At 36.1% G+C, this 17,527-nt stretch carries 11 protein-coding genes; 6 read left to right on the forward strand and 5 right to left on the reverse strand.

Features of this window, described 5'->3' with window-relative positions; genetic code table 11:
- The first annotated feature begins 4 nt into the window (after positions 1-4).
- The 6 genes from E1J38_RS02155 to E1J38_RS02180 all read left to right on the forward strand — a co-directional run bounded on the left by E1J38_RS02155 (position 5) and on the right by E1J38_RS02180 (position 8,122).
- Positions 5-2,395 (forward strand): GH92 family glycosyl hydrolase, encoded by a 2,391-nt coding sequence (locus tag E1J38_RS02155; protein WP_133354359.1) that lies wholly within the window; start codon positions 5-7, stop codon positions 2,393-2,395.
- Between the two features lie 20 nt (positions 2,396-2,415).
- Complete coding sequence (locus E1J38_RS02160; protein ID WP_133354357.1) at positions 2,416-3,351, forward strand: ROK family protein; 936 nt, start codon at positions 2,416-2,418, stop codon at positions 3,349-3,351.
- 35 nt (positions 3,352-3,386) lie between these two features.
- Entirely contained in the window at positions 3,387-4,685 is a 1,299-nt protein-coding gene (locus E1J38_RS02165) for a GH36-type glycosyl hydrolase domain-containing protein (RefSeq protein ID WP_133354355.1), read from the forward strand.
- Positions 4,663-6,462: a class I mannose-6-phosphate isomerase gene (locus tag E1J38_RS02170; protein ID WP_255449758.1), complete on the forward strand. Its 1,800-nt coding sequence runs from the start codon at positions 4,663-4,665 to the stop codon at positions 6,460-6,462. The genes E1J38_RS02165 and E1J38_RS02170 overlap by 23 nt, the downstream gene beginning before the upstream one ends.
- A gap of 262 nt (positions 6,463-6,724) precedes the next feature.
- Positions 6,725-7,624 (forward strand): RidA family protein, encoded by a 900-nt coding sequence (locus E1J38_RS02175; protein ID WP_133354353.1) that lies wholly within the window; start codon positions 6,725-6,727, stop codon positions 7,622-7,624.
- A 15-nt stretch (positions 7,625-7,639) separates the two neighbouring features.
- The gene (locus E1J38_RS02180) at positions 7,640-8,122 is read left to right on the forward strand and encodes a RidA family protein (RefSeq protein WP_133354351.1); all 483 of its coding nucleotides are present in this window, start codon (positions 7,640-7,642) and stop codon (positions 8,120-8,122) included.
- Between the two features lie 136 nt (positions 8,123-8,258).
- On the opposite strand, the gene E1J38_RS02185 is transcribed toward E1J38_RS02180, so the two are convergent.
- The 5 genes from E1J38_RS02185 to E1J38_RS02205 all read right to left on the reverse strand — a co-directional run bounded on the left by E1J38_RS02185 (position 8,259) and on the right by E1J38_RS02205 (position 17,285).
- Positions 8,259-9,344 carry a peptide-N-glycosidase F-related protein gene (locus tag E1J38_RS02185; RefSeq protein ID WP_133354349.1) on the reverse strand — a complete coding sequence of 362 codons (1,086 nt, stop codon included), beginning with the start codon at positions 9,342-9,344 and terminating at the stop codon, positions 8,259-8,261.
- Between the two features lie 34 nt (positions 9,345-9,378).
- Positions 9,379-10,683, reverse strand: a complete 1,305-nt coding sequence (gene fucP, locus E1J38_RS02190; protein WP_133354347.1) for an L-fucose:H+ symporter permease — start codon at positions 10,681-10,683, stop codon at positions 9,379-9,381.
- A gap of 85 nt (positions 10,684-10,768) precedes the next feature.
- Positions 10,769-12,634 carry a LamG domain-containing protein gene (locus tag E1J38_RS02195; RefSeq protein WP_133354345.1) on the reverse strand — a complete coding sequence of 622 codons (1,866 nt, stop codon included), beginning with the start codon at positions 12,632-12,634 and terminating at the stop codon, positions 10,769-10,771.
- A gap of 8 nt (positions 12,635-12,642) precedes the next feature.
- Positions 12,643-14,190 carry a SusD/RagB family nutrient-binding outer membrane lipoprotein gene (locus E1J38_RS02200; RefSeq protein ID WP_133354343.1) on the reverse strand — a complete coding sequence of 516 codons (1,548 nt, stop codon included), beginning with the start codon at positions 14,188-14,190 and terminating at the stop codon, positions 12,643-12,645.
- A gap of 11 nt (positions 14,191-14,201) precedes the next feature.
- A complete protein-coding gene (locus tag E1J38_RS02205; RefSeq protein ID WP_133354341.1) occupies positions 14,202-17,285 on the reverse strand; it encodes a SusC/RagA family TonB-linked outer membrane protein in 3,084 nt (1,027 codons plus the stop codon).
- Between the last annotated feature and the right edge of the window lie 242 nt (positions 17,286-17,527).

The following is a 17,527-nucleotide window of genomic DNA, read 5'->3' on the forward strand; positions in this document are numbered from 1 at the left end:
CAAAATGTTTAAAGAGAACTTTTTAATCAAAAAATCAAAACTTTATACTGTTTTACTGTGTCTCATTTTCCTAGGATTAGAATCGTGTACCAAAAATAACAATGAAAAAGTATTTAATACAATTCAATATGTCAATCCAAATATAGGAACCGCCCACAGCCGATGGTTTTTTTACACCCCAGCTTCCCTACCCTTTGGTATGGCAAAATTAGCACCAACAACCGATGGGCATTATGGCAACGTTCATGGCTTTGAGGCCGTGGGATACGATGAAAGGCACACATCAATAGAAGGGTTCGCTAACCTACACGAATTTCAAATTGGTGGTATTAAGTTAATGCCCACAACAGGAAAACTAATTACTATACCAGGAAAACTGGAAGAGGTTGAGAAGGGCTACCGCTCCAACTTTGACCGCGCTGATGAAGTAGCGAAGCCAGGATACTATAAGGTAAAACTAAAAGACTACAATGTAACTGCCGAATTAACCGCAACGAAGCGTGTGGGCTTTCATCGGTACATTTTCCCCAAATCTTCCCAATCAAATATACTTTTTGATATAGGAAATGAATTGGGCGAAAGCGGTAATATAAAAGATGCCTTTGTAGAGTTTGACGGCGCTCAATATGTAAAAGGTTACGTTATTACGACACCTAAGTACGTAAATAAATATCAAAATGGTGCCGAAGTACCTTTGTATTTTATCGCTCAAATCAACAAAAAACCTGAAACTTTTGGAGTTTTTAATGGGGATAAAATACAAAATAACAAATCCAAAACCACAGGCTTGGGTGCAGGTGTATATTTAACGTTCCATACAGAACAGAACGAAGCTATTGATGTGAAAGTTGGTTTATCATATACTTCTATAGAAAATGCAAAGTTAAATTTAGAAGCAGAAGCCAAAGATTTAGAATTCGAAGATGCTTTAGCTTCAGCTGAAACAATATGGAATAATGAGTTAAGTAAAATAAAGGTAGAAGGAGATAATGAAACCGATAAAATAAAATTTTACACAGCTTTATACCATGTACTACTTGGAAGAGGGATTGCAAATGATGTGAATGGTGCATATCCTAAAAACGATGGTACCATTGGCCAGATACCATTAGATAAAGATGGAAACCCAAAGTTTAATTTTTACAATACCGATGCTATATGGGGAGGCTACTGGAACTTAACCCAATTGTGGACGTTGGTTTGGCCTGAATACCTAAATGATTTTGTACAAACACATTTGCAAGTATATAAAGATGCCGGATGGCTAGGAGATGGGTTGGCTAACAGCCGTTATGTATCAGGTGTTGGAACTAACTTTGTTGGTTTGGTTATTGCTGGTGCCTATAATTCGGGGATTAAAGACTATGATGTAGAATTAGCATATGAAGCTATTTTAAAGGATAATCTTGAATATAATAACAGGGCACGAGGTGCAGGAAAAATTGATATCAAACCATTCTTAACCAAAGGTTATATTCCTTTAGAGATGGGTCGAGAAGATTCAATTGCTTCAGAGTATTCGGTATCTCGGTCTTTAGAGTACAGCTTTAGCTCTTACGCCGGTGCACAAATGGCAAAAGCGTTAGGTAAAACAGATGATTACAATACGTTGATGGCCTTATCAGATAACTGGAGAAATTTGTTTGATGAGGAGTTAGCTGTTGTGCGCCCTCGAGATTTAGATGGAAAGTTTGTTGATAACTTTGACCCTACTCAGCCCTGGAGAGGTTTTCAAGAGGGAAATGCCAACTCCTATACCTTTTTTGTTCCTCATAATCCTCAAGGGTTAATTGAAAAACTGGGAAGAGACGAGTTTAACAAGCGCTTGAATCAGGTTTTTGAAGCGTCACAAAAAAATGCCTTTTGTGGCGGGGCTGAAAATATTGATGCATTTTCAGGTTTAAGCTTTGCATATAACCATGGTAATCAACCCTGCTTACACATGCCTTGGCTATTTAACTATTCGGGAAAACCCTGGTTAACACAAAAATGGACTAGAACCATTTGTGATGAATTTTATGGAACAGATGGCATACACGGTTACGGCTATGGTCAGGATGAAGACCAAGGGCAGTTAAGTGCTTGGTACGTAATGGCTTCTTTAGGGTTATTTGATGTACAAGGACTTGTAGAACAGGATGCCACTTTTCAAATAGGTAGTCCAGTATTTAACCATATAGATATCAAATTAGGCAACGGGAAAAACTTAATAATCCAAGCTAATAATAATTCGCTTAAAAACAAATATGTACAAAAAGTCACATTCAACAATAAAGATGTAGATAAGCGTTGGATATACCGCGATTCAGTTTTAAAAGGTGGTATGTTAAAATTAGAAATGGATTCGATACCAAAAACTATTGAGGCATTTAAAACAATTACCCCAGTAAAGTAATCATTTAAGAAAACAATAAAATGAAAAATATAGCTATTGGAGTAGATGTTGGCGGAAGCCACATAAGTTGTATGGGATTCGATTTAGAAAACCAGCAATTACTGCCTGACACTTTTTCCGAAAATTGTATTGATAACCATGCTATGCCCAACGCTATAATACAAGCCTGGGGCACGGTAATTAAACATAGCATTGCTAAAATTGGGGTAAACAATGTTGCAGGTATAGGTTTTGCAATGCCAGGACCGTTTGATTACTTAAATGGCATTTCTTGTTTTAATGGGCAAAATGGTAAATACGAGCACACCTACGGTATGAATGTTAGAGAACGGCTAACAGAATTTTTAAACCTATCCCAGCCGGTAAAAATTAGATTTATAAATGATGCCACTGCATTTGCCCTTGGCGAAGCCAAATTTGGAAAGGCCAAAACCTACAAATCCATCCTATCCATAACCTTAGGTACTGGGTTTGGTTCTGCTTTTATAAAAAATGGCGTGCCGGTTGTTCATGGTAATGAGGTGCCACAAGGTGGGTGCTTATGGCACTTGCCATTTGAAAATTCAGTTGCTGACGATTATTTTTCCACCCGTGGTTTAATTAACAGGTTTGAACAAAAAACAGGATATAAATGCGAGGGTGTAAAAGACATCGTAGCATTATGTGGAACTAACACAGATGCAAAACAGCTACTTGAAGATTTTGGCGAAAAAATGGCAAGCTTTCTTCATCCATGGATAAGAAAATCAAATGTAGAGGTAATAGTACTAGGAGGTAATATTTCCAGGGCCTACCCTTTATTTGGAAAATCTCTTAAAAGTTATTTTAATAGCGTAGACTTGCGTGTAGATATCGTAGTATCCGATTTAAAGGAAAAATCGGCATTTATGGGAAGTGCTATTTTAATAGATAATAAAACCTATGATACGATACTTCCTGTTTTGCAAAAAATGTAATTAGTATATCACAGACTAAATAAATTAAATAATTAATGAAATATTTAAACTTAATCTTAGTATGCCTTTTAATTGGCTGTAAAGCAAATACAAAAAACGAAAACCCTGTTTTAAAAGAACAGATTTTATCTAACGAGTACTTTACTTTTACCAAACAAAAAGCTCTAGAAGTTGTTAAAACTGGTTTCAATGCCGGCGATGGCTATGGAGAAGTTTGGATTAGAGACTACAACACCTTTATTGAGCTTTCTGCTGAAGTATATCCAAAGGAAACTTTAAAGGAAAACCTTCGCGTGTTTTTCCGATTGCAAGGCGATGATGGAAATATTTTAGATGGTTTTATACCAAAAGAAAAAGCAGTACATACAGAAGGTGGCTATACGTATTATGAAACCGATTTAGAGCCAATATATACGGGTCATAAAAATACAGTAGAAACAGACCATGAGTCGTCGCTTGTACAGTCAGTTTATAAATATGTTACCAAAACAGGAGATATTGAGTTTCTCAACGAAAAAATAGGAGACAAAACCATTGCAGAACGTTTGGAGTGGTCTATGGAGTTTTTGTTGAATCATCGTTGGAGTAAAGAGCACGGATTAATCTGGGGAGCTACTACAGCAGATTGGGGTGATGTACAACATTGTCATAATTGGGGAGTATATCTTACAGAATGCACAAAGTACTGTGTAGATATTTATGACAATGCCATGATGTTAATTGCCCTAGATAATATGATGGAGCTCGTGCCAAAAACCAAATTAAAATGGAAACCCATACGCAACAATATTTCAAAAAACACGATGGAGCACCTTTGGGATGAAGAAAATAAAAAATTCATTCCGCACGTATACTTAAATGGGTCGCCATTTCCCGAAGAGTTTAATGAAAATGAAATTTTATACCATGGCGGTACTGCAGTAGCCATAGAAGCTGGACTATTATCAAAAGAGCAGATTAAGGTTTCACTGGAAAAGATGATTGAAAACGTTAAAGCATCTGGAGCAGGCTCCATTGGCTTAACCATGTATCCTCCATATCCGAAAGGTATGTTTGAAAGCCCCGGAATGGTGCCTTACGGTTATCAAAATGGAGGCGACTGGACCTGGTTTGGTGGTCGTATGATACAGCAACTTGTTGAAAACGGATTTGTTGAAGAAGCCTATCAACAACTGCAACCCATGGTAAAACGCGTTAAAGACAACAACGGTTTTTACGAGTGGTATACCGTAGAGAATAAGCCCACAGGTTCTGGAACTTTTCGTGGTTCGGCTGGTGTGCTTTACAAAGCCATACAGCTATTAGAAAATTATGCAAACATTAAAAATGAATAAAAGCGCTATGAGCCATTCAACACTAAGAAAATCAGACCAATACTTACTACCACAGAAAAAGGAAGAATCGCCTATTGGGATGTATGATTTATATCCTTCAATACGTTTAGAAACTGGAAAAATTTCATCAAATATCAACAGTTTGGTAGATGAACTTGCAGACCAAAAAACTATTATCATTGATGGCTACATTGGTGTATTTTTCGATAAGATAAAAACCCAGATAACTGAAGCATTTAAAAGCAAAGGAAAAGATGTGGCTTGGTTTAATACCGAAACTGCCCTAAGGCCAGAAGCAGAAATTGATACCCTGATAGCACCTTTTCTTGGAGGAGACGACCCCATTTTTGGAAAGCGCACAACCCTACAGTTAGAAGATTTCTTTAGCAAAGAAAAACTAGCCCATTTAAAACCTAATCTTGATGCTGATGTAAACATCATTATAGGTGTAGGAGCCACTTTAGCCAGATGGGAAGGTGCTTTGGTATATATAGATTTACCAAAAAACGAGCTTCAATTTAGAGCCAGGGCAAAAAGTATTTTAAACATTGGGGCTTCTAAACCAGAGGCTATCAAACCCATGTACAAACGCTATTATTTTATAGATTGGATTGTTTTAAATGCACATAAAAAAGATATTTTAGAAGACGTAGATTATTTTATTGATGAGCAACGTATCAATAACATTACATGGGCCAAAGGAAGCGATATTAGAGCGGGTTTAAAACAAATGTCTCAAAACATGTTTAGAGTGCGTCCTTGGTTTGAACCAGGAGCATGGGGTGGTCAATGGATAATTAATAAGATTGATGGCCTAAACAAAGACGTCATTAATTATGCTTGGTCTTTCGAACTAATAGTACCAGAAAACGGTTTGCTTTTTGAAAGTGATGATAATTTGCTTGAGATATCATTTGATTGCTTAATGTATCAAGAATTAAACGCTGTAATGGGTAAACATGCCAACCAATATGGTTACGAATTCCCTATTCGGTTTGATTTTCTTGATACGTTTGATGGGGGCAACCTATCTATACAATGTCATCCGCATTTAGATTACATGAAGACGCATTTTGGAGAACCCATTACCCAAGAGGAAACCTATTATATTTTAGATGCTGGAAAAGACGCAAAATGCTACCTAGGCTTTCAAGAGGATATCAACCCTGAAGCTTTTGAAGCTGATTTAAGATATAGTTTTGAAAACAACAAAGAGATAGATATTACAAAACACGTACAGGTTCATGATTCTAATAAGCACGATTTATTTTTAATTCCTCCAGGGACCATTCATGGTTCTGGTACAGATAACCTTGTATTAGAAATTAGTGCCACACCCTATATCTTTACTTTTAAAATGTACGATTGGTTGCGTGTAGATTTAGATGGAAAACCAAGACCTATAAATATTGAACGTGGTATGGAGAACCTATCCTTTGAGCGTAAAGGAGACTATGTAAAAGAGAAATTAATTTCGCATCCGTATGTTTTAGAACAAGGAGAAGATTGGACCTTGTATCACTTACCAACCCATGAGAAACACTCGTACGATGTACACCGTTTTCATTTAAAAACTAATGTAGAGGTTAAAACCAATAACATTTGCCATGTATTATCTTTAGTAGAAGGCAAAAGCATTATAGTTGAAACTGAAAATGGCATGCGCCAACGTTTTAATTACGCCGAAACCTTTGTGATTCCAGCTCATGCAGGTTCTTATAAAATTATTAATGAGTCTGACACCGAAATTATGGTTGTTAAGGCCTTTATGAAATAATAAACGGGTTATCTTTGAAATAAATAATAACTCGTTGTGCATTTTAATTAAACTCTGTCAATTCGAGTGGATTTCACGATTGAAATGAGTGAAATTTGTATCGAGAATTAAGAGTTTTGTAAGAAAAAAGTTCTCGATACAATTTTTCGTTCCTCAAAATCACTCGAACTGACATTAATTTTCGTTTGAATGTTTCAAAATGCACAACGGGTTCAATAATAATAATCCTTGACTAAGGATACATTTAAAATTTTTAATTAAAATGACTAAAAAAATATTAAGAACTAGATTGACTCTACTGGTTTTAGCGCTACAAACTGCAATAAGCCTTGTGTACGCACAAGAAATTGAAAAACAACATATGACCAAATTATCCTTCTTGATTGGAAATTGGACTGGAAACTCTTATTCGTTCCAAAAAAATGACACTACAAAAGTTAAAGTAAGTGAAAGTGCAAATTATATTTTAGACGGCAATGCAATTACCTTAGATGTTAATTCTTCTAGTGTTCAACTTCATACGGTAATAACCTATAGCGCGAATGATAGCTGTTATTATTACCAACCTACAAGTAAAACTGAAAGTTATAAAAAATCAAAAGGATATTTTATGGATGGTAAATTTCTAGTTTACTTTAACCCTGAAAATCGACTTACTTTTGAAAAGACTAAATATGGTGAGTTCCACGAATATGGAGAGACATTAAAAAATGGAATATGGAGAAAATATTTTGAAGATATTTTACAACCAGGACCCTCAAACTATTCATTTTCTAGAAAAAAAGAAACAATTACTAAAGAGTATATAGATCCCATTACAGCATTGACCAATGTTGTATGCGTAGAACATGAAAACTTCAAAAACATATATATAGCAGGTCAAGTAGGTACTGGAAAAACGAAAGAACAACAGCTTGAAACAGCATATAAAGCTATTGAAAAAAGGTTAGCACAGGCTGGAGCATCTTTTTCTGACTTAGTGGAAATGAAAATCTACATAGTCGATTATGACCCAGAGAAAGACCTAGATATGTTTTTTAGGGTTAGAGAAAAACTCTACGGTAAAAAAAAGATGCCTCCAAATGTATTTATTGGAATTTCATCCCTTTATAGTAAAGAAAAATTAATTGAGTTATCAGGAACAGCAGTTCTTATTAAATAACACCAACTTATTTCTATGACACTAAAACTGAAAAATAAAAAACCAGGAATTAAGAAATTTATTGCTTTAACTGTTACCATTCTATGTCTTAACCTTAGTTTTGGTCAAAATCCAGAAGAGAGTAAATTTAAAAAACAGAACATAGGCGGTGGAGCAGATTGGAGTTATTCGGAAGCGGTTAAGATATCAGACTTCTCTGAATTATTATTTATTAGCGGTCAAGTTCCCATAAACGCCCAAGGAGAAGTTCCAAATAATATTAAAGATCAGTGCACTATGGCATGGTCCAACGTTGAAGCCCAATTAAAAGAGGCTAACATGACCTTAGATAATCTCGTTAAAGTTACCTTTTTTGTTTCTGACAGAAAATATTTGCCCGAAGTTGGTCAACTTCGAAAACAAAAGCTTTTAAATATAAAACCAGCGTTAACCATTGTAATTACAGGTATATACAATGAAAACTGGCTACTGGAAATTGAAGCTATAGCAGCTAAATAAAAAGTAAAATGATTTACCATCCCACTAGAAAACCCATAATGCTAGTTCATTATGGGTTTTTTTGAATAACTTTAAAAGTATTATGAAATGCTCTAGTCTTTGGTAAATTAAAAAAAGAATTACTAGTAGTCAATTTTTAGTTTGTAATTATCGGGGCATCAATTGGGGTTTTACTTTTAACAACTACATAAGTGGAAATAGCATAAAAGGCTCCTGTTTGTCCGCTTTGTGTACCTCCATCCGATACCCAATCCTCAAAATCGTATTCAAAATTAAAGGTTACATTTGAGTTTGCCCTATCAAACTTATCAATTCTAACAGGTACTGCCATTCCAGGGCACCACCCTGCCCTATCTGGTGACCAATTACCACGTTGCGGATTTATTTTATTACTACCACAGCCAATAGGTTTTAACTCGTGTGTAAATTTGGGGGCATTATCAATTTTAATTTGATGAGTTCTAAAGCACCATTCTGCACAACCTCTACCATCACTATCAGCAGGAGTGGCATGTCCCCATCCAGAAATTACGGTTCTTAAATGCGTACTAAAGGCGTTACTAGGTATGGCTATGGTTTTTGTTAAATCAAAACCCGCAGTACTACTTCCATAAGGTACACCTGCTAAAGACAAACCATTATATGCAATAACTTCAGAAACGGCATAATATGGATAGTCTGGGATGCCTTCTTCAAAATCAAAATCTACAGATAAATTCCAACCATCATCTCCCCAAGTTTCGATAAAAGCCCGTAATTCTACCTGGCCTTGTAGCATCGTCTTAAAATCTGTAACATCTATTTCAATACCTCTTGTCAATTGAGATGTATCAACACCATAAGGTGTTATATATCTTCCTAATTCAAACCACTTATTTGTTTTTTTGTCCTTAATACTAATATTGGCATAAACATCCCAAATATTGCATCCAACACTGGGGCAGTCTAGTTGTATAAACATTTTTACCGACTTAACATTAGTATTATCTTCATTCAAAGTAAAGGTGGCTATTTTACTTTGGCTAAGGCCTGCCCCAAATGCTATTCTGGTTTGACTGAAGGTTTTATAGTTTAATGTTTTAAAATCTTGAGGTGGATTATTCTCTTCGGAATTATTACCACCATTTTCTGTATCATTACTACTACTGCAGTAACTAAAGCCTAAAATAAACATAAGGCAAAATGAAACCCTGATGACTGTTTTCAAAAATATCTCTTTCATAATTATTTTTTAGTTTTTTAAAATCTGTTTTTTTCTATCTATCATAACTAGTAAACACCTTTTTACCGTACCAAGCAATGTAAGTAAAGCACAACAGCGGTAAAACAAAGGAGATATTAACCTCTGGCACCGATAATACATTTACATCGGCGACCCCATTACCTCCAATATCTATAATTATACCTTGCAACTTTGGCATCAATGCCCCTCCTACAATGGCCATGACCAGACCTGCAGACCCTACTTTAGATTGTTCTTCGGTTAAATCCTTTAATGCTATACCATATATGGTTGGAAACATTAAGGACATACAAAAAGATACACCCACTAAACTATATAAACCAACAACACCTCTAATGAAAATAGTACCAAAGACAAACAACATAGCCAATAGGGCAAAGTACATTAATAATTTACCAGAACTCATAAACTTTAAAAGGTAGGTGCCAATAGCCCTTCCTATGGTAAAAATTATGAAGGCCCCCATTTGATAATAGCCGGCAGTCACACTATCCATATTGATAGCCTCAGCATATTGATAAATATAGGTCCAACACATAATTTGTGCGCCTACATAAAGCACTTGTGCTAAAACACCCAAAGTGTATTTTTTGTTCTTAAAAAGAACCGTAAAGGTTTCTGAGATATTTGGCATCCCTCCTTCTTCCTTTGATTGTGGCATTTTGTTTACCAAAAACAACACAAAAACCCCAAGTATTACAAGACCAAGAATGACATAAGGGTCTCTTATAACCAATAAATCGGATGTTTTTATTAAGGTTTTAGAAGCTTCGTCTAAAGCACTAAAATCTGAGATATCATCAGATTTTAAATTTTTTAATACAAACTGTTGTGCCACAAACAAGCCAGCAATTAGTCCCACTGGGTTAAACGCCTGCGCTAAGTTTAATCGTTGCGTTGCCGTTTCTTTGGAACCCATTGCCAAAGCATAAGGATTGGCTGCCGTTTCTAAAAAGGCTAAACCAAAGGTTAAAATGTAAAGACCCAAGCAGAAAAACCAAAACTGTTCTGTAACTGCCGCTGGGTAAAACATCAATGCGCCCATAGCGTAAAGGCCCAATCCAATGAGTATCCCAACTTTGTAGGAGTACTTTCTCATAAACATGGCGGCAGGCAATGCCATACAGAAATAACCCCCATAGAATGCCATCTGCACCCATGCTGCTTGTGAGTTTGATAATTCCAACACCTTTTTAAAGGCTTGGACCATAGGATCTGTTACAGCATTGGCGAATCCCCATAATGCAAATAAAGAGGTTACCAAAATAAAAGGAATCAACACTTCCTTTGAAACTATTACATTTTGTTTCTTTTGCATATCAATATTTAATTCTTAATTAAAAAAAAGAAGAACCCATTATGGGCTCTTCTTTCTCTAAAACTAAACTAACTCAAAATAATTATTAATTATTCCAAACTATACCGCGCATTTCACCACTATAATCTCCAGTTTCATCAGCAAACTGAATACCTTTAACTCTATCTAGCGGGAAATATATTTGAAGATTTGGCTCAGAACCGTCTATATCTGCACCAAGCTGAGCTGGACTACGTACTTCATCCCAAATTCTGAAGTCTTTAATGGAGCCATTCATTTTAAAACCGAACGAATTTCCTAACCATATTTCACCCCAACCTGATACTTGTGGAGCTCCTATATCAGTAGATTCTCCAACCATCTCTCCGTCTACATAAATAGCAGTTGTGAGGGCAGTATTGTCATGTACTATAGCAACATGCTGCCATGTACCTGATTTCATTGTTCCAGCTGGATACATTGGTCCTATGTAACCAACACCTTCAATAGCTGTCCAGTTCCATCCACCTCCTGAATTCAGAACATTTTCCTCTGTCAATTCTGCATATCCATTAACTCTAAAACCAACGGTTCCATTACCCATAATATCCCCAATTGGAGGGTTGGTTGTTAGGTTCAAGGTTTGTAATTTTACATAAAATTCATACGTATAATCTCCCTGAGGCGTATAATTAGGGGTAATTCTTAAACCTACAGCACTTGGGTCTTGACTATCTACATAAACACCATCTGCTGGTCCTACCAAATTTGCATTTATTAACGTTATAGCATCTCCTAAAGCATCTGCAGTATCATCTAAAGCTGTTTGTCTGGTTTCATTAGCCAGTACATCATTAGCTCCTTCAAGTAAACTATCAATATAGTCTAGAGTGCCTACTGGGTAATCACCATCCATATCTCCCTCAACAACAGTAGCTCTAAAATCTGTTAACTCTTGAATAGCTGCATTCAGGTTTGTATAATCTAATACAATGATTGGAGGTTCGGCAACCCATTCAAAATTTCCTTTTAGTGTGGCGGTAGAATTACCAACTACATCAGAAAAACTGGTCCCCAGGTTTGAACTAAACGGGAAATAAGCTACCAAGCCCGATTCGGTTCCATCAACTGTAGCTCCAATGTTGGATTGAATTGTACTTTGATCGAACACCGAATTCCAAACCTTTACTTCTTTAAAAAGCGTATTACAAGAACGATCAGTGAATGTCGGACTATTACCCAATACCCAAGGTACGTCGGTCACTTCAGGAACACCTGCTAAGGTAGCTACCAACTGTCCATTGATATATAGATTTTGCTCAGTTCCAGAATTGGTATATGCTACATTCATCCACTCTCCGGATTTTAAAGTTCCCGCAGGAGATCTTGGGGACACTGGCCAACCTTCTGTGGTACCAGCAACCAACTCAATTTCTCCAGTCCCAAAATAACGTGCCGTCATACCTCTAGATGGCTCATCTTCGGTACTTATCAGGTTATTAGAATAACCTGCCTGGTTTAAATCTACAATGTAAATCTCCATTTCCAAAGTTGAAGGTTGATACATAGCCTGCTTAACATTTGCAGAAAACTCTATTGAAGAACCAACGCCATGTTGAATCCATGGGAAAGCCTCAGACACTACACTAACCAAAAACTTATCGATTGCCGCATTAAGCTTAATAACCGCATCATCAATATCAGCCTGAGATTTAGAACTTTCAATACGTTTATAAATCCAGTTTACTACATCTTGCAATGCGTCTTTTGACCCTGGTTGATAATCACCGGCATTAATACCTTCAACACCTGTGGCAATTAAATTTTCAGCCTCAGCAATCCTAGATTGCAATTGGGCTATATCAAAAGATTGTGTAGGCGCATCATCATCGCCACAGGATACGGTAAAAAACACCATAACCAAGGGGATTAAAACCCCTATTTTTTTTAAATTATTAATTATCTTCATCATACTATTTTTTAGAAATTACTATTCATTAAACCATTAGACTTTGTTTTAGTGTCTGCAGTATCCCACCATAACCTAATATCCATTCTATCTGAATCTATCGTGTTTTGACCTGCTGGCATGAACTCTTGCTCTAATTCATGAGCATTGTTAGCATATCTAATGCGTTTAACCCAAGTACCTGGACTCACAGAAGAAGCACTACTCACACCATCAATAGGTAATGTTAAGTCTGGATAATCTGTTCTTCTAAAGTCTGCCCATGCTTCTTTTCCGTTAGGGAAATTAGCTATATATTTCTGAGTTATTAGGTGCTTTAACTGTTCTTCATTAGAACCTGACAAGGCAGTCAGTTCATTGATATATGCCGTAGCATCTGCAGGATCTACACCTACAAACTCCATAGACGCTCTTACCCCTTCTAACATAAGTGCATTAGCATCACCAGCAGTCCATCCTCTTAAAGCAGCTTCTGCTTGTAGAAATAACACTTCAGTATACATCATAACAGGTTGGTAGTGATCAATTTCACCGCCGTCTCCTGCAAAACCAATATAATTGGTATCTGCATTGAGGGTAGCAAAGTCATTGGCGTCTACTGGTAGTATGTTATAACCATTGGCAACCCCTTCTAAACGATCACTTCCTGCCAATGGAGAACTTTCTTTGTAAGCAAACCAAATTCTAGCTCTTGGATCTTCCATGGATGTTTCTGAATACATAAAATCTAAAAATGTTTTAGAACATCTTATGTTATCCCAAAAAACCGCCATATTTCTTAAATAATCATAAAACCCTCTATTCCAGGCTGGAATATGTGCTACATCAGCATTACTTTGCATAACCCCTGCATTAATAGCTGCTGCTGCTTCTGCTTGTGCTTTTCCTGGATCTACATTAGAAATACGCATAGCCATACGTAACTTAAGGGAATTCCCAAAACGTTTCCACTTTTCTAAATCCCAACCATAAATTAAATCAGGGCTTATTAATTGTCCAGGTTCTTTAGCCAACGAAATTTGACTAGGATCATTGGTGTCAATAGCATTAACAGCCGCTGTAATTCTATCAAACAAGTCATAGTAAATTTCTTGTTGCGAATTATAAGGTACACTTTCACCCAAGCCTGCTCCAAAATAAGGAATATCTCCGTAGTAATCTGTCATTCTTAACCACTCAGAAGCTTCCCATATTTCTAAAACTTGCATTAAATTACTATAAGCTGGGTCTTCTCCATATAATCTCTGTAATGTTCTGATATCTGATAATCCTATAGTATACCATTCACGCCATTTATTACCTACCCATCCATCAACATACTCGTATCTACCAGATTCAAAACCAGAAATGGTATTAGCCCAGTATTGTGAATAAAAGTCAGCAAATAGGTTTACATTTCTTTGATAATTATATACAGGTACTGTTACTATAATGGTAAACAGCTCTCCCGCCTCTGGAGTAACAATAGCATCTTTACGCGTATTTACCTCCTCGAAGTCTTCGGTACAACTAACTATGGTTAGTAGTACACTTAATATTAATAAAATTGATTTTTTCATATTACTTTTTTTTACAATTTAACGTTTAGGGCAAAACCATAGGTTCTTTCAACTGGCACTGGTGAAAAGTCAATACCTTGTGAACCAATATCAGAATTATAAACAGTATCTGGAACGGTTCCAGGTGTATTTCTATAAAGATAGAATAAATTTCTACCCACTGCAGAGATTTTAACCTCACTCAAAAATCCATTCCCTATAGAATTAAGTAAAGACTTTGGCAATGAATATCCAAGAGAAATCTCTCCAAGTTTCATGAAAGACGCATCATACATAAATTCTTCAGTAATATTTGTTACAGCCTGCCAATACGCTTGAGGCGTTACAATAGTTGTATTAGTACTTCCGTCTGCTAACACACCGTTTGGAACAAAGAAAGGGTCTCTTCCTAAAGACAATGTTTTTGGTGTATTACCACTACCAGTTGCAGATGATTCTGTTAATGAGTAAATATCACCACCTTGTTGCATAATGAAAAGCGCATTAAAAGAAAGTCCTTTATAATTAGCATTTATACCTACAGAACCCGTAAAATCTGCTTGAATGTTTCCAAGTTTTACATCTTGTTGGCTTGTTACTGGTAAACCATCAGCTCCAACTATTACATTACCATTGTCATCTTTTTGGTAAGCAGTTCCATAAATATCACCATATTTTTCACCTGGTCTACCTTGCACCGTAGTACCGAAAAAACGGTGAAAAGCCTCTGGTTGATCTGCTATATACTCTTCTATGGTTCCTACGTTAGTTGCAAAATTTAACGTTAAACCTAGGTTAAAATCTTCTGTTCTCACCGGAACCACATTAGCAAATACTTCCAATCCTTTATTTCTAATTAACCCCAAATTATCAACTCTTGAAGTAAATCCTCCAGATTGTCCAACAACTACTGGAATGATTTGGTTTCTAGTATCTTCTTGATAGTAAGTAATATCAAAACCTAGTCTGTTGTCAAATAATTTAAACTCAAGACCTACCTCTGTTGTAGTAGATATCTCTGGTTGTAAACCTAAGCTTACCGTTGAATCTGGTGTAGTAGTTGCTAAAAGCAAGAAGTTATTAGGTGCTAAGGTAAATACTGGGTTTGTTTGATAAGGGTCGGTGTCTTTTCCTACCTCTGCCCAAGATGTTCTTACTTTTAAGTAATTTAACCAATTTGGCATTTCCCATATTTCAGACAACAAAGCACTTAAACCAACAGATGAATAGAAATAAGAATTAGCATCTACTGGTAAAGCAGAAGACCAGTCATTTCTTGCTGTAGCGTTTAAATATAAAAAGTCCTTGTAAGAAACATCTGCAAACCCATATAAAGAGTGTATCTCACGATCGTTAAAGGTTTCATTTACCCCAAAATTAGTAGCTGCATTTAGAAACAAATTGTTTTCTGACGACAATTTACCTGAAGCTGCATTTAAGGCTTCGATACCTCGGCGCATTAGATTACCTCCCGCACTTAATCCAATTGTAAAATCTTCATTGATTTCTTTGTTATAAGATAATAAAAACTCTGAGTTTTCTTCTTTAAAGAAGGACTCCGATGTATTAAGTGATGGCGTACTATTTAAGAAAATAAGATCTTCATAACGCGCACCACTTATTGACTCATACCTATAAAGGTCAAGACCATATTTTAACATTAATTTTAAATCATCTGTAAACTTAAAAGTAGTTGCCAAATACCCAAACATTCTATTGCGCTCATCACTATTAAAGCTTGACGCTCTTAAGAAATACGGGTTTCTATTATCGGCATTAGGATTTTCTGTTAAAATAGTACTTGGCCCAAACAAATACTCTCTTGTTTGATTGTCTTCAAACACAAAACCAGGCGCTAAGTCACGTGTTCTTATATTTGCTGGCATGCCGTTCCAATAAGACACACTACTGTAAACCCCAATAGTTGGTCTACCTTCACCTTTTGTGTTAATATATGAAACCTTTGCATCTACATTCATCCAAGGATTAATGTCATAACTTGCTCTTAAATCAAAATTCAATCTATCAACATTAAAGCCATCGTAAACCCCTTCTGTTTTATCTTTTCCAATGGATACCTTAAAATTACCATCTTCCCCTGCTTTGGTAAATATTAAATTGTTTCTGGTACTAACACCTGTTCTGGTAAAGTCTTCTAGTAAATTGTCTTCAGCCTGATAAGGTAAAGATTCTCCTGTCCAAGCAATGCGTTCTACGCCATCAAAACGAGGCCCCCAGGACACTCTAGATTGCGGATCATAAACACCATTGGTTCCTTGACCATATTCTCTTTGTAAATCTAGAAAATAGGCTGCTCTTGAAAATGTTGTTGAACCCGTGTAAGAAATACCTAAACCTTTTGATTTAGCACCGCTCTTGGTGGTAATTAGAACCACACCATTTGCACCACGCGACCCATATAAAGCAGCAGCTGGACCTCCTTTTAGGACTGACATAGACTCAATATCATCTGGGTTGATATCAAGATATCCACCCCCATTAGAAGTACCACCAAATAAACCTTGTGCATCGGTAGCTGTATCTTCTGTTGAAAAAGGCACACCATCTATTACCCAAAGTAATTTATCGTTACCTGTTAACGAACTAGCTCCACGAATGTCTATTCTAGGCTTACCACCTATACCTCCTGAGTTAGTTACAACAACACCAGCAGATTTCCCTTGTAATGCTGATGTTACATTAGGATTTGCAGCAGCTGTTAAACTTTCGGAGTCAACCTCTTGTACAGCATAAGACAGCGCTTTCTTTTCCTTTTTAATACCAAGAGCTGTAACGACTACTTCATCTAATTGAGAGACATCCTCAACAAGACTAACATCGATTACTGTTTGCCCATTCAAAGGAACCTCTTTAGAAGCATATCCTATATAGGAAAAGACCAGTACAACATCTTTACCCGAAACTTCTATGGAATATTTTCCATCGAAATCTGAAGTAACACCTTGACTTGTACCTTTCACTATGATGTTCACTCCTGGCAAACTTAAGTTACTATTTGCGTCTACAACTGTTCCGCTTACCGTAGTCTGTGCATGCATACTATAGCTGAGCAGTACACAAAAAACAAACAGTAGTTTTAGTAAATTTTTTGTCATAATTTGATTAGTTTAAATTTTCGTTAAATATTATTTAATTTTTTGTCAACTCTAAAGGAATAAAAAAAACATAGAAGCACAACAGTTTTTCGACAAACAACAATTTTGAAAAGGAGTTGGGCTTTTACTACTATATTTTTATAACATAATTTAAACACAAATAGTGAATCACTTAACGTAACTCATTTCAAAAAATTGATTAACAACCCCTATAAAGCATTAATTATTCTAATCGTTTTATG

The organism is Seonamhaeicola sediminis, from assembly GCF_004358095.2.
Taxonomy (GTDB): domain Bacteria; phylum Bacteroidota; class Bacteroidia; order Flavobacteriales; family Flavobacteriaceae; genus Seonamhaeicola; species Seonamhaeicola sediminis.